Below are 21,505 nucleotides of genomic sequence, written 5' to 3' on the forward strand. Positions count from 1 at the left end.
AAATTTCCCATAGGGGTAGAGTATGAATATACTTGGTAGAAATAAGACTACAGATTATCGAAAAAGGTGTAAAAATCGCGTATGCGGGATCATATTTGCCATCAGGACAAAACACGGCGGTGGACGCCCATCCTGGAAACACGGACGCTGGTGCGGCGGCAGCGATAGCCCTGTTAACACTCGAAATAGGGCCGCTTGGGGCTCTGTCCTATCCAGTCCGCCGTGGATGTGTCTCCGGCCAGAGGGCGTCGATGTCGTCGAGGTCCGCCCGCGACAGCCTAATCGGTGCGGCAGGTGTCTGGCCCGTGGCCGCTGTCGTGAGCTCCAGTCGGTTTCCGGCGGGGTCGCGGACGTACACAGCGGCACGCGTGTCGCGTACCCCCGTTTTGGTGTCGATATCCACATTGAACCCCGCCGTCCGAACCCGTTCGATGAGCCGCGTCACGTGGTCGACATCGCTGGTTCGCCAGGCCACGTGATGCAACCGTGTTGACGGTGCCAGTGGCTCCATCACCAGCGCCACGTCGTGTGTCCCGTCTCCACGGCTGGCGAACGCACGTCCCCAGATACCGGGTCCGGCCATCGCAATATCCGACAACTGGAAGCCGAGTTCGTCCCGCAGGAACTGGGCGTCAGCTTTCACGTCCGCTGCTGTCAATGTAACGTGGTCGATTCCGTGTGGCGCACGCGACGTCTCCGTTGATGGTACCGGGGCCTGCCCCCGTATCTGTCCCGGACCGCGGCTATAGAGTTCGATTGGCAAGCCACCGGGTAGTGTGACCTGAATCGTCCGCCTCTCGTCTGTCTCGGTAGCGTTTCGGCGGGTGAAGTCAGTATCCCGTCCGGTGAGTCGGGATTCGATCTCGCGGAATCCCGTCTCGCTGACGCCGACAGCGAGTCGGTTCAGACCGCGCTGGCCCTCGCTGAGTGTGAGAGCACACCGACTGCCCTGCTGTGCTGGCGTCGCGAGCCGACTCACCCCTGCTGCCCGGGACTGCTCAGCGAATCCCAGCGTCTCCGTGTAGAACCGCACTCCACGCTTCAGATCCGGCACGCGCAGGTGTGCACAGTTGACGACGCCCTTCTCTGCCATGGCCGAATGGACGAGGAGATTATATATAATATTATTCAAAAATATCTGTCATGAAATCGCCTGACTCCCGGTCGAGGGCGTCGCCGTGCCTGTCACACCGACCGTGAGGCTGTCGTCGCGCCCGACACTCGCTCGGCGACAACTTCGATAGGATGGGGCGGGAGCTCGTCGACGCCGTCGCGGTCACCCAACTGCGAGCGGCAGGACCCACCAGGGGCAACGACGCGGTCACCGTCGCTTTCCTCGACCTTGTCGAACAGCAGCCGCCCGATAGTCTTCGAGAGATCGTAGTGCTCGTCGTGGTAGCCGAAGCTTCCGGCCATGCCACAGCACGTCGAATCCAGCGGGTCGACCTCGTAGCCGACGCGGCGCATGACGCCGACGGCGTGGTGGTCCTTGTTGGTCCCCTTCTGGTTGCAGTGGCCGTGATAGCTGACCGCGCCGGCGGCCCCGAGCGAGCGGTCCTCGACCGGCAGCGCGTCGTCGAGCCGGAAGGTATCGAGATACTCCAGCACGCCGTAGGCGCTCTCGGCCACCCGCGAGACTTCGGAGCCGTCGAGCAGGTCGCGGTACTCGTCCTGGAACATCACGGCATCGGAGGGCTCGACGAACACGATGTCCCACCCCTCCGCGACGCGATCCGACAGCCGATTCGCGTTCGTCTCGGCCCGCTCACGAGCCAGATCCAGCATGCCAGTGGAGTACGCCGCCCGCCCGGACGGTGCGGTGTCGTCCGGAATGGTGACGTGGACGCCCGCGGCTTCGAGAGTTTCGACGGCGGCCTTGCCGGCGGCCGGGTACGAGTAGTTCGTGTACGTGTCGGGGAACAGCAGGACCTTCCGGTCGGCCTCGGCCCGTGAGACGGTCGAACCGCCGCGGTCGTCGAACCAGTCCTGCAGCGTTTCCCGGCTGAACGTCGGGAGTTCGCGCTCCGGTGCGATGCCGAACACTTTCTGCATGACGAGCCGCGCACCCGGGAGGTCCGTCGCCCAGTTCGAGACCGGGGCCAGCGCCGACCCGATTTTCGAGGCGGCATCGATGTTGGCGAACAGGCGCTCCCGGCGGCTCGTTCCCTCCTTCTCGTGGTGCTGGTGTTTCAGTTCGGTCTTGAGCTTCGCCATGTCGACGCCGGTCGGGCAGTCGCTCTTGCAGCCCTTGCAGCCGACACAGAGGTCAAGCACCTCCTCCTGGAACCGCTCGGAGTGGATCTCGTCCTCGTCCAGGTCGCCGCTGATGGCCGACCGGAGGAGGTTCGCTCGGCCGCGCGTCGTCTGGACTTCCTCCTCCGAGGCGCGGTACGTTGGACACATCACGTCCCCGTCGGTCTGCCGGCAGGTCCCACAGCCGTTACACAGTTCGACGAGGTGCGAGAAGCCACCCTCGTCCTCGAAGTCGAGCGCCGTCTGTGGCTCCAGGGACTGGTAGTCAGGACCGTACCGGAGATTCTCGCGCATGTCCGCGCCGACACCCCGGTCAGCGTCGGGGCCGATATCGTCCGGGTCATCGCGGTAGACGACGTTGCCCGGGTGCATCCACCACTGCGGGTCGAAGGCCGTTTTGACCTGCTTGAACGCGTCCCAGAGCGTCTCGCCGTACATCTTGGGGTTGAACTCCGTCCGGGCCATCCCGTCGCCGTGCTCGCCGGAGAACGATCCGTTGTGTTCGAGCACGAGGTCTGTCACGTCGTCGGTGATGGAGTGCATGTCCTCGATGCCGGATTCTTCCTTCAGGTTGAGAATCGGGCGGATGTGGAGCGTTCCGGAACCGGCGTGGGCGAAGTACGCGGCCGACGTGTCGTGGTCAGCCAGCACACCCTCGAACTTCTCGACGTACTCGGCCAGTTCGGCCGGCGGGACCGTCGCGTCCTCGATGAACGGGTACGGTTTGGGGTCCCCGTCCATGGACATCAGGAGCGGAATCGCCGCCTTCCGGAGTTTCCAGAGGTCGTCCTGGTCCGCATCGGTGTAGGCCTCGACCACGTCGAAGGCTTCCCCCTCGTCCACGAACCGTTCGTTGGTCCGAGCGATGGCCGCCTCGAAGTCGTCGTGGAGTTCCGAGTCGTATTCCAGCATCAACGCCGCGGCCGCGCGGTCGGGAATCGGGTCGACGTACTCGGCGTAACCGTCGGAGCCGGCCGCGAGCCTGAACACCTCGTCGTCCATCAACTCGACCGCGCTGACGTCGTAGTCGAGCGCGACCGGGACGGCTCGCATCGCGTCCGCGAGCGTGTCGAAGCAGTACAGCGCCAGGGCGGTCTCTTCGGGAACCGTCACCAGCGAGAGTTCGGCTTCGACGATGACTCCGAGCGTCCCCTCGCTCCCGACGAACAGCTTCGCGAGGTTCAGCACGCGCTCGCCGTCGTCGTTCTCGTAGATGACGCGGTCGAGGTTGTAGCCCGACACCCGCCGTTTCAGGTCCGGGTAGCGCGCCTCGATTTCGTCGGCGTTGTCCTCGACTATTTCGCGGACCGTCCGGTAGATGTCGGCCTCGCGGTCGTCCTTGTCCACGATGTCGTCCCACTCCGGCGAGTCGATGACGACCTCGCGGGCGTGGATGAGCGACCCGTCCGAGAGGACGGCTTTCACCGCGTCTGTGTAGGCGTCGGTGATACCGTACCTGACGGAGTGCGCCCCGGTGGAGTTGTTCCCGATACCGCCGCCGACAGAGGCGCGGTTCGACGACGCCGGGTCCGGCGCGAACTTCAGACCATAGTCGGCCAGCGCGTCGTCCAGATCGTCTTGCACCACGCCGGGCTGGATGTGCGCCGTCTGCTCGTCCGGCCGAATATCGAGGATCTCGTTCATGTGCCGGGACATATCCAGGACGACACAGCCCGGGCCGACGGCCTGTCCAGCGAGCGACGACCCGGTCCCGCGGGGCATGATCGGGACGCCGTGGCTCGTCGCCACCTCGACGGCCGCTCGCACGTCGTCGATGTCAGTCGGATACACGACCCCTGCCGGCTCGGCGCGGTAGATGCTCCCGTCCGTTGCGTACAGAACCCGGGCGTACTCATCGAACTCGACCCCACCTGAGACCTGTGAACGGAGCGCTTCCGCCAGGTCCCGATACGCGTCAACATCCGGTCGGTCGAGGTCCAGTTCCTGTGCCGACCAGGTGTCCTCGACGTTTTCGATTGCCATACCTGCATTCAGGGGTAATAATCATTAAAATCTGTGGCATGCGGTCACAATTTTCCCGACGCGGCCCGCCAGCTATTTGCCCCGGGACGTCGGATGCGGTGTATGGGCAGTGCAAGCGTACTCCACATGTGTCTGAACGTCGCCGACGCGGCGGAATCGATCGCGTTCTACGAGCAGTTCGGCTTCGAGGAGTCCTGGCAGTTCACCACGCCGGACGGCGAGACGACCAACTACTACGTGGCCGACGACAACGGTGTCGAACTGCAACTCTCGGAGACAGCAGGAGAGACGAGCTTCGAGATGGGGACCGGCTGGGACCACCTCGCGCTCGGCGTGGACGATGTCGACGCGACGGTCGACCGCATCGACCACCACGGCGTCGTCAAAGAGCCGGGCCCACAGCCGGAGGCCGGCGCGTACACGGCCTTCGTCGCGGACCCCGACGGCCATCACGTCGAACTCATCGAACCGCTCGACGACTGACCGAACCCACGGTGTTTCGAATGACGAAACGCTAAGTACGACCGTCAGTTCCCGACGGCCGTGGCGCGTTCGACGATGTCAGTGCCGTACATCTCCTCCAGTTCCTCGTGCTGGTCCGGGCGGTGCTCGTACACGTCCTGGAACAGCGTGATGGGCGTCTGTGCGGCCTGGTAGGTCGCTTCGTCCCACATCCGGTCCTTGCTGACCTCGACTTCGACGCCGTCGATGACCAGCGTCGCGGCCTGGGTCATGGCGATGGCACCCTTGCCGGCCTCCTTGGCGGCCTCGAACTCCTCCATGGAGTCCACGATGTCGTTCATACTGGGGATGTACGCGGTGCGGTCGAGCAGTTCCTCGGTGAGTTCCTCCTCGTCCAGTTCCAGTCGCTCGCCACCCGCCTGCAGGACATAGCCGCCCTCGCCGTCCGTTTCCAGCGAGAGGTCGTCGCCGTCGTACACCTGCTTGCCGTCCTGTTCTTCGAGTTCGACCTCCTGGCCGCCGGCTTCGAGCAGCCAGCTGCCGGTCTTCGGCGGGAGCGGGGCCGTGTTCGCCTCCACGACCTGACCCGGCGTCAGCGACCAGATGCCGGTCATCCCCTTCGCGCGGTTGTCCTTCATCCGCTCGCGGTAGCCTTCGACGTCGCGGATGTCGTCGTAGGGGCCGTCGACGGCGATGAGGCCGGCGGCACTGGCACCCCGGGAGGTGTTGTGGCGCAGTTCCGGCCACGGCGGGAGTTCGCCGGTCGGCGTCATTGCGCGCATGTCCTTGGTGTAGTCGACCTCGCCGTCGACGAGCAGGAACATGCGTTCGAGGTTGTTCGAGGGCTTGCCCATCTCCTCGCGGAGGTCGCCCATCGCCAGTTCGGCCTCGCCGCTCTCGACGATGACCGACATGGAGAGGCTCCCCTCTTCGAGCCCGTGCTCGTGCTCGATGATGGTGAAGAACTCGTCGGCCTTCTTCCAGTCGTCGATGTCGCCGACCTCCGGAATGACGAAGCCGTCGATGTGTTCGACCGCGCCGTTGTCCGGGTCGGTAATCTCCAGCATCTGCTGGAACCCCTGGTAGCGGGTCGTCGGGGACTCGCGGTGCCAGACGACGCGCGGGTGGATCTCGCCGGGGAACTCGGCGCCCTGTTCGGAGACGACCTCGATAATGTTCTGGACGCCTTCCTCGCGCATGTTCGGTGCCGTCGCGTCTTCGTTGTCCGGGACCCAGACGTCAGGGGCCTGGAGGCCCCGGAGCTGGCCTGCACTCCGCAGCATCTTCGCGGAGTCCTCCTCCCCGTCCACTGCTGTCGGAGAGGTAAAGAACGTTCTGACGAACTCGCGGTCGTAGTGTCGCGTCACACTCATAACTCACCTCAAAGAACCCAACGGAACCGCTTAAATCTACCGTCCGCCGACAACCGAACCACCAGCGAGAGCCGTCGTTCCACTCTCTCGCAGTATATTCGAAAATGAGAAATATCTTCACTATATTATCTTTCAGTGCTTGGCCACTCGGGCGATCCGACGGCCGACGGCACGCGACTGATTCGTCGGTATCTCGGGACCGCTCGGTCGCCACGCCACGGTGGTACCGACGACTTCGGCTGTTGCTTTCGCGCCACTGGGCCCGGTTTCCCGTTTCGTATTTTCGAATACCCGTGTGGGTCCACGTACCTGGGAGGCCGACCCGGTGGCACGTTCAGTGTCGGCAGCTAACGTAGAGCGTTTGTCACAGCCGATACGGCAATTTTATTCGAGCGGCACCAGAACTGGTGTCCAATGACACGGGCGAAAACGGACTCGGTCCGGGCGACGCAGACCTCGCTGGCGGTACTCTCGGGTATCAAGGAACTCGGTGGGAGTGCCACGCTGGTGGAACTCGCCGATTCGCTGGAGCCAGCCAAGAGCACGATATACAAACACCTGGTGACACTGGAAGACGAGGGGCTGGTGGTGGAACGGGACGGCGAGTACCGAATCGGGCTCCGGTGGCTGGAGTTCGGCGGTATCGCACAGCGCTACGACGGCATCTACGAAGTGGCAAAGCCCGAGGTCAGACGGATGGCCGTCGAGACCGGCGAACTGGCGAACCTGATGATCGAAGAGCAGGGCTACGGCATCTACATCCATACGACCAGCGGCGACCAGGCGGTCGCGCTCGATACGCGCCTCGGGAAGCGCATCCACCTCCACAAGACCGCTATCGGCAAAGCGCTCCTGTCGAGTTTCGACGACGACCGGGTCGCCGAAATCATCGAGACTCGCGGGCTGCCAGCCGAGACGGAGAATACCATCACAGACCGCGAGACGCTGTTCGCGGAGCTCGAGACGATCCGAGAGCGGGGGGTCGCCGACGACACCGAGGAGCGGGTCGACGGGACCGGCTGTGTCGGGGTCCCCATCGATACCGGCGACCGACGCGAGGCCGCTATCAGTATCACCGCACCCATTAATCGGTTGCAATCGCCGGGCCGCAAAGCGCACCTCATCGACACGGTACAACAGGCTGCCAACGTCATCGAGGTCAACCTGGCCCACGAGTGATAGCACTGTTTGTTTTATCGACAGATCTACCGATAGCAATCGCGGACGGCTGCCCGGTCTCCGGTAGAATCTAATACCCGTACAGTTGTTATTCGACGGCCGAGTACCCGCCACCTGCGGTGGTATCTCCTGCTGGCTTCGAACGGCCGGCCGTTTTTTTGAGAGCTAGATCCTCTCACACGTAACCGACAGTTGTTGACGTATATCACATTATTATTCATTAATTAATCTGTTCTGTCAGTTACTGGTGACTGTCGAAACAGTTTCTTTTCGATATACCTGTGGAAAGGGAGAAAGTGTCTCTGTATTGGACGATACTGCGCCGAAAGCTCGTTTGCGTCGACCGCTCCTGACAGAACAGTTTGCTTTTTGAATGTACCCTTCTAACACGTGCCTGTGACACAGCTGGAGTCGACAATTCGAACGCGGCTCCTCGAAGCGCATCGCGAGACCCTGCAGTCGGTTATCGACGCCGGCCACTCGGTGGCCACCGCCTGGCCGACCGACGACGTGCAGGAATCCGGTGCAGTGACGGAGCCGCTGGAGCACCTCCTTCGAGAGCAGGGGCTGGCCGCGGACCTCCTTGCGATGCTACAGACTGGGACGGCAGCGATGGGCGAGACAGTGCAGGGCAGACCGATCCCGGCCCCGCCGTACCTCGTCATCACGAGTCGGGGTCCGCTCTGTCGCGGAACGCTCAGCGATGGCCGGCGACTGGTCGTCGTTTTGGAGCTGTTCGCGGTCCGACGGTCACCGACGCGGTACCGGTTTCGGGACCCGACACCTGAGGAACTACTCTCGGTTTCTATCAGATAGCCTTGCATATTCGCCTTCGAGGGATATTATCTTTTGATACTACCAAATAATAATCGGTACTACTAATATCGTGTTAAGTGTCATCAGTTAACGTAGTATGGCAGACTATACACTAGCCACGGACGACGGACGGCTCGAAGCCCTGCGTCGGATGCTCCTGATACGGGAGTTCGACACGACAGCAGGCGAGTACTTCGCAGACGGTGAAATCCCGGGGTTCGTCCACCTCTATATCGGTGAGGAAGCGGTCGGGGTCGGTGCCTGTGCGGCGCTCGATCCGGACGACTACATCGCCAGTACGCACCGGGGGCACGGCCACTGCATCGCGAAGGGGCTCGACCCTGAGCTGATGATGGCCGAGTTGTTCGGCAAACAGGACGGCTACTGCAACGGCAAGGGGGGCTCGATGCACATCGCCGACGTGGACTCGGGGATGCTCGGTGCGAACGGCATCGTCGGTGCCGGCCCGCCCATGGCGACCGGTGCGGCGCTCACCATCGACTACAAAGACCTGGACAAGGTCGCCCTTGGCTTCCTCGGCGACGGGGCCGTCGCACAGGGACAGGTCCACGAGGCGATCAACATGGCCTCGACGTGGGACCTCCCGGCCGTCTTCCTGGTCGAGAACAACCAGTACGGCGAGGCCACCCCGGTCGAGAAACAGCACAACGTCGAGAACCTCAGCGACACGGCCCAGGCCTACGACATTCCGGGCGTCACCGTCGACGGTATGGACGTCACCGCTGTCGCCGAGGCCGTCGAGGAGGCCCGGAAGCGCGCCCGGGCGGGCGACGGGCCGACGCTGATCGAGGCTGAGACGTATCGCTACCGCGGTCACTACGAGGGCGACGAGCAGCCGTACCGCACGAAAGAGGAAATCGAGCAGTGGCAGGAGCGCGACGCCATCGAGTCGTTCAAACAGCGGCTCATCGACCGTGGCGAACTCACCGAGTCCGAGTTCGAAGAGCTCCAGTCCGAGGTCGAGGAAACCATCGCCGATGCCGTCGACTACGCACAGGACGCGGACATGCCCGATCCCTCCGAGGCCTACGAGGACATGTTCGGCGAACCGGTCCCCGAAATCGAACAGTTCGCGGCCCGCCCGCGTGCCGACGGGGGGACGCGCGGAGGTGACACACGATGACTGCACAGGCGCAACTCGATCCGGAACAGACTGAGACGATGACCGTTCGGGAGGCCATCAGACAGGCCCTCCGTGAGGAGATGGAGCGCGACGAGGACGTGTACATCATGGGCGAAGACGTCGGCCTGTTCGGTGGCGTCCTCGAAGTGACCGGCGATCTCTTCGAGGAGTTCGGCGAGGAACGCGTTCGGGACACCCCCATCGCCGAGGCCGGGTTCATGGGCGCTGCGACGGGCGCGGCCGCGACCGGCACGCGACCGGTCGTGGAACTCATGTTCAGCGACTTCATGGGCGTCTCGATGGAGCAGATCATGAACCAGATGGCGAAGATGCGCTACATGTTCGGCGGGAAGACGGAGATGCCCGTCACCGTCCGGACGACCGAGGGCGGCGGCATGGGGGCCGCCAGCCAGCATTCCGGCACGGTCCACGCCTGGATCGCCCACTTCCCCGGCCTGAAAGCGGTCGCACCCGGGACGGCGGCCAGCGCGAAGGGCCTCACCAAGGCCGCCATCCGCTCGGACGACCCCGTGTTCGTCTTCGAGAACAAGATGATCTACGAGCAGAAGGGGTCGGTCCCGACCGACGAGGATTTCACCGTCCCCATCGGTGAGGCGAGCATCGAACAGGAGGGCGACGACGTAACCGTCGTCGCAACCCAGCGCCTCGTCGGCGAGTCGCTGGACGTGGCCGAGACCCTGGACGGCGACATCGACGTCGAGGTCATCGACGCCCGGTCGCTGTACCCGCTCGACACGGACACCATCGTCGAGAGCGTCGAGAAGACGGGCCGCCTCGTCGTCGCCGACGAGAGCCCGCTCTCCTACGGCATCCACGCCGAAGTCGCCGCTAGAGCGCAGGAAGAGGCCTTCTTCAGCCTCGACGCGCCGATCCAGCGGGTCGGCACGCCGGACACGCACATGCCGTTCAGCCCGCCGCTCGAACAGGAGGTCCTGCCCGACGGGGACGAGGTCCAGCACGCTATCGAGCGGATAACCTGAACACGTGGCTCGCGTAGGCCTGGTCGTCAATCCGGCCGCCGGTCGCGACATCCGCCGCCTCACCGGCGGCGCGAGCGTCGTCGACAACTACGCTAAGCGCCGCGTCGCCGAGTGCGTCCTTGCGGGCCTGACCATCGTTCCCGACACCCCGACCGTCGCGGTCATGCCGGACAACGCCGGTATCGCGGCCCACGCGGTTTCGGAGGCTCCCGACGGCGTCACTATCGAACAGGTGGACATGCCCGTCGAGAAGTCGGCGGCCGACACGCGGCGCGCGGCGGCCCACTTCCGCGAGCACGCCGACGCGGTGGTCGTGCTGGGCGGCGACGGGACGACCCGCGACGCGGCGATGGAACTCGGCGACGTGCCGCTCGTCTCCGTTTCGACCGGGACGAACAACGTCGTTCCGACGCCGGTCGACGGGACGACCGCCGGCGCGGCCGCGGCCGTCGTCGCGAGCGACGTCATCGCCGACGACTCCGTCACCTATCGACACGGGAAAATCGAAGTAGTAGCCGATGACGTCAACGGCACGAAGCGACTCACCGGGCTGGCCGCCGTCGAAGTCACGGACCGTCCGTTCGTGGGGACCCGCGCCGTCATCGACCCCTCGGAACTGCTGGGTGGGGTCGTCTCGCGGGCGCACCCGTCCGAAATCGGCCTCAGTTGCGTCGCTGGCTGTCTGGAGCCGCTGGCCCCCGACGAGCCGGGCGGCGCGGCGCTCCGCCTGGGTGACCCTGCGGACGCAGCCCGGACGATCCGGGGAATCCTCGCACCGGGGATGACGACCGAGGTCGGGGTCGTCGATCACGACCCACTGGACTGGGACGAGCCCGCGACGTTCACAGTCGAGGACGGCGTCGTCGGCGCGGACGGCGAGCGGGAACTCGAACTGGTCGACGCGACTGTCGAGATCACGCCCGTCGCCAACGGGCCGCGACTGGTAGATGTCGACGCCGCGCTCGGTGCCGCGGCCGACGCGGGCGCGCTGCTGCAGGACGCGACGACAGTCGAGAACCCCTGAGGGGACCAAATCTCCCCCTTGGTGTGGTCGGAGCCGCTACGTCATGTCGGGTTTGACCAGGATTTTGACGTGGTCGCTCTCGGGGTCAATGAGCCGGTCGAACCCTTCCTCGACGATCTCTTCCAGGCCGATTCGGCCAGTGATGAACGGTTCGGGGTTCAGGCGGCCGTCAGCGAGCATGTCGATCACCATTCCGTACTCCTCGCCCGACCGCGGTCCGCCGAGGTAAGCGAGCGTTCCAGTCACCGTCCGCTCACCGAGGACGAGGGTGTTCGGATGTGTGTTCACCTCTTCCTCCCAGATACTGACGATAGTCGTCCGGCCACTCGGGGCCGTGCTCTCGACTGCTGCGTTGAACGAGGGTTCGACGCCGGCGACTTCGAACGTAACGTCGGCTCCGCCGTCCGTGTGCGACTGGATGTACTCGACCGGGTCAGTCGTCGTCGGATCGATGAGTTCATCGGCTCCGCAGTCATCGGCCCGGTTCCGCCTGGCGTCGCGCGGTTCGGAGACGAAAATCCGTCCCGCACCGGCCGCGCGAGCGCACTGGATCACCGAGAGACCGATCGGCCCGCTCCCGAACACGGCAACCGCGTCACCGGCCTGTAGTTCCGACCGGCGAACCGCGTGCAGGCCGACGCTCAGCGGCTCAACCAACGCACCGTGTTCGACGGGCACGTCGTCTCCCAGCGGGACAGCCCGCTCAGCGTCGACGACGGCGCTCTCGGCGAACCCACCGTCCCCACCGGAGAGACCGATGAAACCGATTGAGTCGCAGATGTGGTAGTTCCCCTCGTGACACTGCCGGCACTCGCCGCAGTAGAGGATGGGATTGATAGCCACGGCATCCCCAACGGACAGGTCTGTCACTGCGTCACCCACTTCTGTGATTGTGCCGCTGTACTCGTGTCCCATCCGGATCGGCGCTTTCTCTCCCGATACTGGGTGTGGCTCTCCCTCCGGCACGAAGATGGGGCCGGCGGTGTACTCGTGGAGATCCGATCCACAGATCCCGCACGAGTCGATATCGATCCGAACCTCTCCCGCGTCTACACTCCCTTCGGCTACCTCTTCGACCCGGATGTCTTTCGGACCGTGATAGGTTGCGGCTTGCATAGCTTTCTATAATTTCTTTTCATTATATATGAATGTCTAGCTTTTTGTAGATCGGCCACAGCGTGATCGGCGCCGACGGTCTGCGGTAGAAGCGCCGAGACGGCGACGCGCGCCTCGAACTCACTCCCGCCCGCGGTACGAGCCGAGAACGAGTTCCGACGCTCGTGCCGCCCGCTCGAAGAACCCGTCGAGGAACGCCTGCGCCTCCCCGGCACCAATCGCGCGCGTGTCATACGTCAGGCTGGCAGTCACGAGCGGCTGGATAGTAACGCCGTTCTCGCCCGGGACGGCCCGCTCGCCGGTCGGATCTAGTTCGAGCGCCGCGACGGCCGGCGGATTGATCAGCCGACCGCTGCCGTCGGTCTCGGCGGCGTTCGTGACGGTGAAGGTGGCCTGGTGGGACGGCTCGCTCTCGCCGTCGACCGACTGGCGGATGTCGACGATCTCGGTGAGGGACTTGTTCGCCGCGTCGGGGATGACTCCCGAAACCGAGCCGTTGATGTCGGCGACGAGGGCGATGTGCTGTGGCTCCGCGACCTGGTGGGTGGACTCGGTGAACGTGCCGTTCATGACGGCGTGTTCGGTGAGCGTCGTCGAGGCGAGGACGAGCGCCACGTCGGTCATCGTCACGCGCTGCTCGAAGGCTGTCCGGACCGCTTCCATCGTCTCGAACAGCGCCTCACCGGCGGGCGGGTCCGCGGTGGCTGTGACCCGTTCGTACCGGTCCAGTTCCGGCCGTTCGGCCGAGAGCCACTCCACGCCACCGCGCTGTCGCTCGGCCCTCTTGACGGGTGGTTCCGCCTCGGCGGCGGCCTCGACGTCACTTTCGGTAATCGCACCCTCAAAGCCGGTCCCGTCGACGGTGGTCAGGTCGACGCCTAACTCCTCGGCCCGCTTCTGCGCACGCGGTGAGGCTTTCACTTCCTCTGTGTCGCCTTCGCCCGCCGGTTCGCTCTCGGCCGCGTCGGCGGCCGCTTCGACGTCGTCTTCCGTGACCGCACCGTCGAACCCGGTCCCCTCGACAGTCGCCAGGTCGACGCCCAGTTCTTCGGCTCGCTTCTGTGCACGCGGCGAGGCCTTCACGTCGTCGCTGCTCCCTCCAGTGTCGCCCGTCTGGCTCCCGTCGTCACCGCCGCCCCCTGCCGTTTCGGGAGTCGCGGCGACCGCTCCCGATGCTTCTGCCGTCTCTGTCGCGGCTGTTTCGCCCTCGCTCTCAGCCGTCTCGGCGTCGCCTTCCAGTTCGGCCTCGGCTTCCGCCTCCAGGTCGGCAATGTCGGCGTCCGGCGCTGCGAAGATGCCGATCGGCGTTCCCGGCGGCACAGCGTCCCCCTCCTCGGCGTAGACGCGCCGGAGCGTCCCGTCCTCGCGTGCCTCGACTTCGCCGATGCTCTTCTCGGACTCGACTTCGGCGATCATCTCGCCCTCCGAGACCTCATCGCCTTGCCTGACGGTCCATTCGAGCACGGTTCCCTGTTCCATCTCCAGCCCGAGCTTCGGCATCTTGACAATGTATGACACGGTACGCTACCTATCGCCGCGCGGTTACTAAAAAACATGTGGCGGGGCCGGCCGTCGTAGCGGCCGGCCCCCGTCGGGTCGTTCTAGATGACGTTCTGCAAGATGCCGCCGTCGACGACAACCGCCTGCCCGGTGATGTTCCGGTTCTCTGCGAGGAAGACCACGGTCCGACCCATGTCCTCGGGGGTCTGGTCGCGGCCCATCGGGATCGTCCGGTCGATGGTGTCCTCGTAGGCCTCCCCGAGTTCCGGTGTCAGCACGTCCTCCCACATCGGCGTCTCGACGATGCCCGGACAGATGGCGTTGACTGTCACGTCCGGCGCGAGTTCGAGACACAGCGACTTGGTAAACCCGAGGACGGCGTGTTTCGACGCGCAGTAGTGGGCGAGGCCGGCGGCCCCGATAGACCCCGCGATTGAGGCGGTATTGACGATCGAACCCTCCGTCTCCCTGAGATGCGGGGCCGCGGCCCGGGCCGTGAGGAACATCCCCTTCATGTTCACGTCCATGACCGTGTCCCACTCCTCCTCGGCCATTTCCTCGACCGGGGCGACGGTGATGACGCCCGCGTTGTTCGCGAGGACGTCGATGCGGCCGAACTCGTCGACGACCGCCTTGACCATCGCCTCGACCTGGTCTGCCTTCGTCACGTCGCAGTCGATGACGTGAGCGCGCTGGCCCTCGGACTCGACGCGGTCGACGACATCCTGGGCGCGCTCGGTACCGGCCATCTCGGTAGACGACCGCTGGTTGTACGCCGACTCCATCACGTCCACGTCGGCGATGACGACGTCGCTGCCCGCGGCCGCGAGCTCGGCGGCGATACCGCCCCCGATGTCGCCGGCCCCGCCCGTCACAATCGATACAGCTCCGTCTAGTGTGGTTTGTTCAACCATCCCACAGAACTGTCTATCAACTATCACAATAAAACATAGTGACGCACCCGCGGCGTGACTGCCTACGACAGCGTATCGACTGCTGCCGGGGTTACACTCCGGATTGTCTCACCCCAGTTCCGACCGAACCGCGTCGCCGATCTCGTCGATGGCCTCCCGCGCGCGGTCGAGTTCCGGGTCGGCGAGCATCGTCAGGAACCCGTGGATCATGTCGTCGTACTGGACGTGGCGGGTCGGGACGCCCGCGGCGTCGAGACGGTCCGCGAGCGCGCGGCCGTCGTCCCGGAGCGGGTCGAACCCACAGGTGAGGAGGAACGTTGGCGGCAGTCCGTCCAGCCGTTCGGCCTGTAGCGGGGCGGCATACGGATGATCGCCGTCCAGTTCGCTCCGGACGTAGCCGTTCCAGAACCGCTCCATGTCCTTCCGCGTCAGGAAGTATCCCTGTGCGTTCTCTTCGTAGGAGTCCGTGTCGAACCCGAACTCTGCTGGCGGATACGCCAACACCTGGTAACCGATAGACGGGCCGTCCCTGTCACGAGCGAGGAGGCTGACCCCAAGTGCGAGCGTCGCACCGGCGCTGTCCCCGGCGACGGCCAGTGCACCGGGCGTCGCACCGATCTCCTCGGCGTTGGCTGCGAGCCACTGCGTCGCGGCGTAGCAGTCCTCCAGGCCGTCCGGGAACCGGTGTTCCGGAGCCAGCCGGTAGTCGACGGCGACGACGACGCAGTCAGCCGCGTTGGTGAGAGCCCGACACAGCGCGTCGTGGGTTTCGATGCCCCCGAGCATCCAGCCGCCGCCGTGGAAGAACGCGATAGCCGGTCGCGGTCCGTCAGTCGTCGGCCAGTAGATGCGGATCGGAACCTCGCCGTCCGGGCCGGGGATGGTCCTGTCCGTGACCGAGTCGACTGGCTCCGGCGGCTCGTCGGGCACGCTCAGGTCGCGGTAGGTCTCGCGGGCCTCGGCCAGAGGCAACCGGTACAGCGGCGGCAGTCCCTGCTCCGAGAGCCCGTGGAGGTACTCCTGCACTTGCGGATCGAGTGTCGACGCCATCGGTCTGTTCCACGCTATCTCGGCACGAACGTATAGTTCTATCTCCGGACGGGCCGAGCGGCCGGCTCGTCGCTGCCCAGACACTGAAACGACGACCAGCTGTTCAGTACGTCGGATGTGCCTCGGCGACACCTTCGCGTTCGTTGACCAGACGGGCCAGCGTGAACAGCAGGTCCGAGAGCCGGTTCAGATAGGCGACCGCCTGCCCGTTGACCCCGTCGGCCTCGGCCTGGAACGCGACCGCTCGCCGCTCGGCGCGCCGACAGACCGAGCGCGCGTGATGGAGCGCCGCCCCGGCGTCGCTCCCGCCGGGGAGAATGAACGATTCGAGCGGGTCGAGCTCCGCCGAGGCCTCGTCGATCCACGTCTCCAGCTGGTCGACGTGTCGCTCCTCGATGACCGGGTCGTCGGGGTCGGGATCCGGGTTGGCGAAGTCGGCCTGGACGATGTGGAGGTGGTTCTGCACCGCTGCCAGGTCCTCGTCGATATCCTCGTAGCCCGTCGGCCGGATCGTCCCGATGAGCGAGTTCAGTTCGTCCGCGTTGCCGTACGCCTCGATGCGGGGACTCCCCTTCGAGACTCGGCTCATGTCCCGCAGGTCGGTCTGTCCCTCGTCGCCGCGTCGGGTGTAGATTTTCATACGCGGGATCACTCCTCGACGAGTTCGCCGATCCGGTTCTCCGTCCCGCAATGGGGACAGGTCCAGTCACGGTCTGTCAGGTCTGTTCTGGTGATGTCGCTCAGCCCCCAGTAGCCGTCACACGCGCCGCAGTTCACGTGTGCTAACGTCTCGATGTAGGCCGTGTGTTCCGGTGCCATACACGCTCCCGATTGCGACCCCCTGACAAAAAATACTGTCTCCGTCCCGGCCGGTCAGGCGACCGTTTTGAGCGGCGTCCCCTTCGCGAGCCGGGCGGCGTTCGAGCCGAGCTTCCGGGCGGTTTCAGTGGTCACGTGGGGAATGTCGAACATCGGGTCGTCGTCGGGTAGCTGCTTGTGGTGGACGACCACTCGCTGAGCCGGCGTCACGCTCACCCCGATCTTCAGCGGCGAACTGACCGAGGCGTCGTAGGCGACCGGGACACCGTCGCCGTCGAAGCCCGACTGGACCGCCCACGAGACACCCTCCTCTTCCAAGCCGTACTCGATGTACTCCACTGGGTCCGGTAGCTCCTCGCCGATGCACCACACGAACACGCGCGGGATCTGGTCGTTCTGATCGACTGGGCCGCGGCACCCACTCATACGTCTCTGTTCTACACTCACAACTATAAAATCAGGTGGCGCAGTTTCGTATTTGCGAACGCTGTCCCGCCACAGTTCGTGTCGCTGTGTCGGCCCCACGACGGCCGCGGTGTCAGACCGTGGACCGTTCCAGCGACGTCGAGAGCCCGGACGGGATCTCCAGGTCCAGATAGCCCTCGCCGCCGACGTGTGACAGCACGAGTCCGGTCGCGACGGCGTTCCGCGGTCCCATCTCGCCGCGGACGTTCGCCCGGCCACAGACGATGCCGTACTCGGCCATCGCGTCGGAGATCATCTCCGGGATTTCGAAATCGAGCGCGGAGCGGCCGGTCATGACGACGAACGGTAGCCGCCTGATGCTCTCCGTCGGTGTGATGATGTTGAGCGCACGCTCGGCGTTCTCGACGAACACGTTCCGTTTGGCCCGCCGCCGGACGCGGCGTATCTCCTCTGGGGATTTGTCGACCGGCACCGGCCGCATGCTCCCGCCGTCTTCGAGGACGACCGTCCGGCCGTAGAGGCTCGGGTCGACGGGATCGTCGAAGAAGTCGACCGTTCCGTCTTCCTCGCGGATGCTGTAGAGGGACTGGACCTTCGCCGAGGGGTACTTCTTGATCGCCTCCGCCAGGTCGCGGTCGTCCAGCCCGAGTTCGGAGTCGATGAGCATCGTGACCAGGTCGCCGGCACCCGAGAGGTGGATCGAATCGATTTCCTTGTCCTCGTCCATGTACGCCGCGTCGGTCGACCCGCCGCCCATGTCGAGGATCGCGAGCGGGTGGTCCGTCCCCGGTGTCGTGAGCGAGCCCAGCACCGCCATGTTCGCCTCGACGCCCTGGATGACGACCTCCGCGCCGATTTCGTCCTCGATGCCGTCCGCGATCTGTTGCATCGGGAGCTGCTGGGTTTTCACCATCGCGGCCAGGGCGACCGCGCTCTCCATGCTGTGCTCGTCGGCCACGCCGCCCTCCACTTTCTGCGGGACGAGCGTGTCGACCGCCATGATGTCCCGGATCTCGATGGCGTCGACCGGCTGCCCGGTGACTTCGGCCATCTGGCTCCGCGCCCGATTCAGCATGCCGCCGATGTTCGACCCGCTCTCCCCCTGAACGTCTGACACCGGCCAGCTGTCCATCACCGCGTCCATGATGACGTCCGCTCCTTCGTCGACCGGCACCTCGGTCGTGTTCCCGCGCTCGTCGATAATACGGAGTTCGCCGGCGGGTATCGTCCGCTCCTCGACGTCGCCTGCCGGCGTCTTGATGACCACTGCAGATTTATTTCCCACGAGGGCACGAGCGACAGGGATTATTTTCTGGGTCTCCTCGGAGGAGAGGTCGAACACAGTCGCGATGCCGTAGGGGTTCGACAGTTCGTCGATGGTTCGCCCCGTCGCTTCGGGCGCGACTTCCACGGCTGTGGGCTGACCCCGCGGGACCTTCCCCAGATCAGACACCTCGTCGATAATCGGGATGTCGATGTCGATCCGGTTGTGAATGAGGACGGCGTCGTCCCGCTGGACGATAGCGCCGGCGACCTCATAACCCGCCGCCGACCATTCGTTGATGATTTCGGCGGCGACGGCGAAATCGACCGTTTCGGGCACCAGGAAAACGACGGGCTCGCCGGGGTCGTGCTCGTCCATCGCCGCCGTGATCTCGATGCCCGTCCCTTTCCCGAGACCGACGCCGCCCGGCGTCGACGGGTCGTGGCCGATCATCGTCGACTCCGTGATGACGGTCTCGGTGATCGTCTCCATCGCCACGTCGCCGATGACAGGTGCGGCTTCGTTGAGAAGCACCGTCTCGATATCGTCCACGTCGATGTCCGCGTCAGTTGCGGCCCGGGAGAGCGCACTTACGACGCCCGGGACGTTCTTTTTCGTCCCTTTCAGCCCGGTCGTCCTGTAGAGGGCACTGGCACAGAACTCCGGGCGATGCCCGTCCCGCTGGCGCAACAGCGCGACCTCCGTACTGGAATTGCCGATATCGACACCTGCGAGATACGCCATACCCCTGCTATCGAGGGAAATATAAAATAGCTTTCCCCAGCGCTGACGGTGACACGCGGAGAGGCGTCTGCGGCCCGCTGTCCCGCGGTATGTCGTAATTCCGGTCGGCGGTCGCCGACGGGGAACCGGCTCGCTCACCGAAATCTATTTGACACTTGCTCACGCACGACACGAAGACAACCGAGGTTGTAGTAACACAAAAGAAGTTACAGAGCCAGCCATGACACCTGGAACACTGCTACTCGTCGGCCGGCAGACGGCGGAATCGCCACAGCCGATCCAGACACACGCGGCGCGTCTGCGCGACCGGAACGCCGCAGCCACGGTGCGGGTCGAGACGTACGACGAGACGTGGGACGAAACTGTCGCGGACACCGCACCCGAGCGCGCGGACGGATCGGTGCTGGTGGTGCCACTCACGGTTGCGTACACGAACGAGACGAGGCACGTGATCTCCACGATTGCTCGGCGGTGGGGCGATGCGGTGTCACTCTGTGACCCCATCGGCCACAGTCCGGCACTCACCGACATCATCGCGGAGCGCGCGGACGAACACGCCGACCGTCCGTCGGAGACCTCGCTGCTCCTCGTCGGCCTCGGTAGCGGGTCCCTGTCGGACCAGCGGCGGACGGTCGAATACCACGAACAACGACTGCGGGACCGGACGGCCTACGACGAGGTGCGGTCGTGTTACGTCCTTCAGGACCCTGTCGTCGAGTGTGCGCGGTACAACGTCTCGAACGAGGCGGTGGTCGCGGTGCCGGTGTTCGTCGCACCGTCGCCCGTCACGGCGGAAACCGTCCCGGAGAAACTCGATATCGACCGCGATGGCATCGACTACGCTGCGCCTATCGGCGCACACGAAGGCCTTACCGACGCGATTCACGCCGAAGTAGTGAGACACCGTGCCCTCGAACAGCTATCGGACGAGCACAGTGCGGACCGCGTCAGCCGTCCCCCTGCGGTTCCGGCCCGTCCGGTCGTGACTGACGGCAAGGGTCCATCGGACTGAGTCCGGGTCCCGTGCCAGTGTCGGGTCGTCTCTACGGAACGACGAGTACCGGCACGTCGACCGTCTGCCGAATGCGATTGACGCCAGTCGGACGGAGTCGCCCGACCAGCGGGGAGGTCTTGTCGTGGCCGACGACCAGGGCGTCCGCGCCGGCATCGGCGACGTACTCGTCGAGTGTCTCCTCAGGCCGGTTGGGTGCGGTGAGCGTTTCGAACGTCAGGTCGCCGTCCGGGTCGCCCACGGCTTCGACTGGGGACCGCAGTTCCCGTTCCTTGCGCTCGATGAACTCCTCGGAGACACCGCCGGCGTTGAACGGCCCGGCCGCCCGCTGGAGGTCGATGACGGTGACGACGCGCACTGTTGTTCCGTGCGCCTCGGCGACCGCCACAGCGTGCTCGGTCGCTGCTTCGCTCGGGACCGTCTCCAGGTTGGGCACGACCAACTGCTCGAACTGTATCTGCGTCTTGTCGTCGGGAACTGCGAGAATCGGGATATCGGCCGCCCGCCCCACGCCGTCGACGAGGCTGTCGAACGCCCTGGTGCTCGCCTGTGGCCGGATCAGGACGAGGTCGATGTCCTGTTCGGTCGCGTAGCGCAGGACCTGCTCCTGTCGGGGTCCCTCTGCGGTGTGTATTCTGCCGTCCACCGCTGCCTCCGTGATCAATTTCTCGACCTCCGGCGGAACTGCCTGCTTGGTCGCGACGGTCGGTGCGTCCGAACCTAGTGAGAGGCGGGACGACTGTGTTTCGACGACACGCAGGAGGTGGACGGCGGCGTCCAGCCGCTCCGCGAGCGCGATGCCGACCTCGGCGTTTCGCGCTGCGACTGCCTCGTCCCCGATCAGAACGAGCACCCGATTGTATGTCACTGAGTGACAATAACACACCGCTTCTATATACCGTTGGCGGCAGTGGCCTGAGGGCCGACACTCGAACTGGGGAGATGGTCGCCCTGCCGTGCATACGCTTTTTTCCGTCCAGTCATCAGTCACTGTATGGTCGAGTACTCGGAAGACTACCACGCACAGGCCACTGCGACGGACGACACCGACCGCTGGACGACTGAGTCCCGTGGGCAGTTCGAGGTTGGCATCCCACAGGAGTTCGGCGGGACATTCGACGGGCCGGCTCCCGAGAACTACTACGCCATCGCGCTCACGAACTGCTACGTCGCCACGTTCACCGTTATGGCCGATAACTCCGATTTCTCGTTTCAGGAGGTGAACGCCGACGGGACGCTCCGCCTGCGGCCCGACGACGGTTCGACCGCCGTCGACTCATTCGACCTCACGGTTGAACTACAGGTCGAGTCGCCTGACAGGAAAGCCGAGGTACTGTTGGAGCGGACCCGGGAGCACTGTTTCATACTCCAGTCTGTCGACTTCCCGGTCTCGGTCGAGCACGAGGTCATCTCGGGGTGAGTGCG

At 64.9% G+C, this 21,505-nt stretch carries 20 protein-coding genes; 8 read left to right on the forward strand and 12 right to left on the reverse strand.

Annotated features, from left to right (window positions below):
• Window positions 1-208 precede the first annotated feature (208 nt).
• Both ACOZ4H_RS05110 and ACOZ4H_RS05115 read right to left on the reverse strand, forming a co-directional pair.
• Complete coding sequence (locus ACOZ4H_RS05110; protein WP_424328277.1) at window positions 209-1,093, reverse strand: VOC family protein; 885 nt, start codon at window positions 1,091-1,093, stop codon at window positions 209-211.
• Between the two features lie 92 nt (window positions 1,094-1,185).
• Complete coding sequence (locus tag ACOZ4H_RS05115; RefSeq protein WP_424328278.1) at window positions 1,186-4,236, reverse strand: FAD-binding and (Fe-S)-binding domain-containing protein; 3,051 nt, start codon at window positions 4,234-4,236, stop codon at window positions 1,186-1,188.
• A gap of 102 nt (window positions 4,237-4,338) precedes the next feature.
• On the opposite strand from ACOZ4H_RS05115, the gene ACOZ4H_RS05120 reads away from it, so the two are divergent.
• Entirely contained in the window at window positions 4,339-4,719 is a 381-nt protein-coding gene (locus ACOZ4H_RS05120; protein ID WP_424328279.1) for a VOC family protein, read from the forward strand.
• Window positions 4,720-4,763: 44 nt separating this feature from the next.
• On the opposite strand, the gene aceB is transcribed toward ACOZ4H_RS05120, so the two are convergent.
• Window positions 4,764-6,071, reverse strand: a complete 1,308-nt coding sequence (gene aceB / locus ACOZ4H_RS05125) for a malate synthase AceB (RefSeq protein WP_424328280.1) — start codon at window positions 6,069-6,071, stop codon at window positions 4,764-4,766.
• Window positions 6,072-6,485: 414 nt separating this feature from the next.
• Between aceB and ACOZ4H_RS05130 the strand changes: the two genes are divergently transcribed.
• The 5 genes from ACOZ4H_RS05130 to ACOZ4H_RS05150 all read left to right on the forward strand — a co-directional run bounded on the left by ACOZ4H_RS05130 (window position 6,486) and on the right by ACOZ4H_RS05150 (window position 11,235).
• Window positions 6,486-7,250, forward strand: a complete 765-nt coding sequence (locus ACOZ4H_RS05130) for an IclR family transcriptional regulator (protein ID WP_424328281.1) — start codon at window positions 6,486-6,488, stop codon at window positions 7,248-7,250.
• 390 nt (window positions 7,251-7,640) lie between these two features.
• Entirely contained in the window at window positions 7,641-8,066 is a 426-nt protein-coding gene (locus ACOZ4H_RS05135; RefSeq protein WP_424328282.1) for a hypothetical protein, read from the forward strand.
• Between the two features lie 97 nt (window positions 8,067-8,163).
• Complete coding sequence (locus tag ACOZ4H_RS05140; RefSeq protein WP_424328283.1) at window positions 8,164-9,210, forward strand: thiamine pyrophosphate-dependent dehydrogenase E1 component subunit alpha; 1,047 nt, start codon at window positions 8,164-8,166, stop codon at window positions 9,208-9,210.
• Complete coding sequence (locus tag ACOZ4H_RS05145) at window positions 9,207-10,211, forward strand: alpha-ketoacid dehydrogenase subunit beta (RefSeq protein WP_424328284.1); 1,005 nt, start codon at window positions 9,207-9,209, stop codon at window positions 10,209-10,211. Before ACOZ4H_RS05140 ends, ACOZ4H_RS05145 begins: the two co-directional genes overlap by 4 nt.
• Before the next feature lie 4 nt (window positions 10,212-10,215).
• Window positions 10,216-11,235: an NAD(+)/NADH kinase gene (locus tag ACOZ4H_RS05150; RefSeq protein ID WP_424328285.1), complete on the forward strand. Its 1,020-nt coding sequence runs from the start codon at window positions 10,216-10,218 to the stop codon at window positions 11,233-11,235.
• A 36-nt stretch (window positions 11,236-11,271) separates the two neighbouring features.
• On the opposite strand, the gene ACOZ4H_RS05155 is transcribed toward ACOZ4H_RS05150, so the two are convergent.
• From ACOZ4H_RS05155 to ACOZ4H_RS05190, 8 genes are all read right to left on the reverse strand, one after another.
• A complete protein-coding gene (locus ACOZ4H_RS05155) occupies window positions 11,272-12,351 on the reverse strand; it encodes a 2,3-butanediol dehydrogenase (protein WP_424328286.1) in 1,080 nt (359 codons plus the stop codon).
• Between the two features lie 120 nt (window positions 12,352-12,471).
• Window positions 12,472-13,869 carry an E3 binding domain-containing protein gene (locus tag ACOZ4H_RS05160; protein WP_424328287.1) on the reverse strand — a complete coding sequence of 466 codons (1,398 nt, stop codon included), beginning with the start codon at window positions 13,867-13,869 and terminating at the stop codon, window positions 12,472-12,474.
• A gap of 83 nt (window positions 13,870-13,952) precedes the next feature.
• A complete protein-coding gene (locus ACOZ4H_RS05165) occupies window positions 13,953-14,765 on the reverse strand; it encodes an SDR family NAD(P)-dependent oxidoreductase (RefSeq protein ID WP_424328288.1) in 813 nt (270 codons plus the stop codon).
• Between the two features lie 108 nt (window positions 14,766-14,873).
• The gene (locus ACOZ4H_RS05170) at window positions 14,874-15,815 is read right to left on the reverse strand and encodes an alpha/beta hydrolase (protein WP_424328289.1); all 942 of its coding nucleotides are present in this window, start codon (window positions 15,813-15,815) and stop codon (window positions 14,874-14,876) included.
• A gap of 103 nt (window positions 15,816-15,918) precedes the next feature.
• Entirely contained in the window at window positions 15,919-16,455 is a 537-nt protein-coding gene (locus tag ACOZ4H_RS05175; protein ID WP_424328290.1) for a cob(I)yrinic acid a,c-diamide adenosyltransferase, read from the reverse strand.
• Window positions 16,456-16,463: 8 nt separating this feature from the next.
• The gene (locus ACOZ4H_RS05180; RefSeq protein ID WP_158600442.1) at window positions 16,464-16,634 is read right to left on the reverse strand and encodes a hypothetical protein; all 171 of its coding nucleotides are present in this window, start codon (window positions 16,632-16,634) and stop codon (window positions 16,464-16,466) included.
• Between the two features lie 54 nt (window positions 16,635-16,688).
• Window positions 16,689-17,060, reverse strand: coding sequence for a glycerol dehydratase reactivase beta/small subunit family protein (locus tag ACOZ4H_RS05185; protein ID WP_424328291.1), 372 nt, complete (start codon window positions 17,058-17,060; stop codon window positions 16,689-16,691).
• Between the two features lie 112 nt (window positions 17,061-17,172).
• Window positions 17,173-19,068, reverse strand: coding sequence for a diol dehydratase reactivase subunit alpha (locus ACOZ4H_RS05190; RefSeq protein ID WP_424328292.1), 1,896 nt, complete (start codon window positions 19,066-19,068; stop codon window positions 17,173-17,175).
• Between the two features lie 220 nt (window positions 19,069-19,288).
• On the opposite strand from ACOZ4H_RS05190, the gene ACOZ4H_RS05195 reads away from it, so the two are divergent.
• On the forward strand, window positions 19,289-20,080 hold the full coding sequence (locus ACOZ4H_RS05195; protein WP_424328293.1) for a CbiX/SirB N-terminal domain-containing protein: 792 nt from the start codon (window positions 19,289-19,291) through the stop codon (window positions 20,078-20,080).
• Between the two features lie 31 nt (window positions 20,081-20,111).
• On the opposite strand, the gene ACOZ4H_RS05200 is transcribed toward ACOZ4H_RS05195, so the two are convergent.
• Window positions 20,112-20,948: a universal stress protein gene (locus ACOZ4H_RS05200; protein WP_424328294.1), complete on the reverse strand. Its 837-nt coding sequence runs from the start codon at window positions 20,946-20,948 to the stop codon at window positions 20,112-20,114.
• Window positions 20,949-21,074: 126 nt separating this feature from the next.
• Here ACOZ4H_RS05200 and ACOZ4H_RS05205 point away from each other — a divergent pair, with 126 nt between their 5' ends.
• Entirely contained in the window at window positions 21,075-21,500 is a 426-nt protein-coding gene (locus tag ACOZ4H_RS05205) for an OsmC family protein (protein ID WP_424328295.1), read from the forward strand.
• Window positions 21,501-21,505: the final 5 nt, after the last annotated feature.

The sequence above is a fragment of the Haloarcula amylolytica genome (assembly GCF_049705545.1).
Lineage (GTDB): Archaea > Halobacteriota > Halobacteria > Halobacteriales > Haloarculaceae > Haloarcula > Haloarcula amylolytica_B.

What these genes read in the sequence shown, in the direction of transcription:
- ACOZ4H_RS05205 (WP_424328295.1), top strand. Translation starts at nt 21,075, where the DNA reads ATGGTCGAGTACTCGGAAGACTACCACGCACAGGCCACTGCGACGGAC.
- ACOZ4H_RS05170 (WP_424328289.1), bottom strand. Translation starts at nt 15,815, where the DNA reads ATGGCGTCGACACTCGATCCGCAAGTGCAGGAGTACCTCCACGGGCTC.
- ACOZ4H_RS05140 (WP_424328283.1), top strand. Translation starts at nt 8,164, where the DNA reads ATGGCAGACTATACACTAGCCACGGACGACGGACGGCTCGAAGCCCTG.
- ACOZ4H_RS05120 (WP_424328279.1), top strand. Translation starts at nt 4,339, where the DNA reads ATGGGCAGTGCAAGCGTACTCCACATGTGTCTGAACGTCGCCGACGCG.
- ACOZ4H_RS05145 (WP_424328284.1), top strand. Translation starts at nt 9,207, where the DNA reads ATGACTGCACAGGCGCAACTCGATCCGGAACAGACTGAGACGATGACC.
- ACOZ4H_RS05155 (WP_424328286.1), bottom strand. Translation starts at nt 12,351, where the DNA reads ATGCAAGCCGCAACCTATCACGGTCCGAAAGACATCCGGGTCGAAGAG.
- ACOZ4H_RS05180 (WP_158600442.1), bottom strand. Translation starts at nt 16,634, where the DNA reads ATGGCACCGGAACACACGGCCTACATCGAGACGTTAGCACACGTGAAC.
- ACOZ4H_RS05175 (WP_424328290.1), bottom strand. Translation starts at nt 16,455, where the DNA reads ATGAAAATCTACACCCGACGCGGCGACGAGGGACAGACCGACCTGCGG.
- ACOZ4H_RS05115 (WP_424328278.1), bottom strand. Translation starts at nt 4,236, where the DNA reads ATGGCAATCGAAAACGTCGAGGACACCTGGTCGGCACAGGAACTGGAC.
- ACOZ4H_RS05185 (WP_424328291.1), bottom strand. Translation starts at nt 17,060, where the DNA reads ATGAGTGGGTGCCGCGGCCCAGTCGATCAGAACGACCAGATCCCGCGC.
- ACOZ4H_RS05110 (WP_424328277.1), bottom strand. Translation starts at nt 1,093, where the DNA reads ATGGCAGAGAAGGGCGTCGTCAACTGTGCACACCTGCGCGTGCCGGAT.
- ACOZ4H_RS05195 (WP_424328293.1), top strand. Translation starts at nt 19,289, where the DNA reads ATGACACCTGGAACACTGCTACTCGTCGGCCGGCAGACGGCGGAATCG.
- ACOZ4H_RS05130 (WP_424328281.1), top strand. Translation starts at nt 6,486, where the DNA reads ATGACACGGGCGAAAACGGACTCGGTCCGGGCGACGCAGACCTCGCTG.
- ACOZ4H_RS05165 (WP_424328288.1), bottom strand. Translation starts at nt 14,765, where the DNA reads ATGGTTGAACAAACCACACTAGACGGAGCTGTATCGATTGTGACGGGC.
- ACOZ4H_RS05190 (WP_424328292.1), bottom strand. Translation starts at nt 19,068, where the DNA reads ATGGCGTATCTCGCAGGTGTCGATATCGGCAATTCCAGTACGGAGGTC.
- aceB (WP_424328280.1), bottom strand. Translation starts at nt 6,071, where the DNA reads ATGAGTGTGACGCGACACTACGACCGCGAGTTCGTCAGAACGTTCTTT.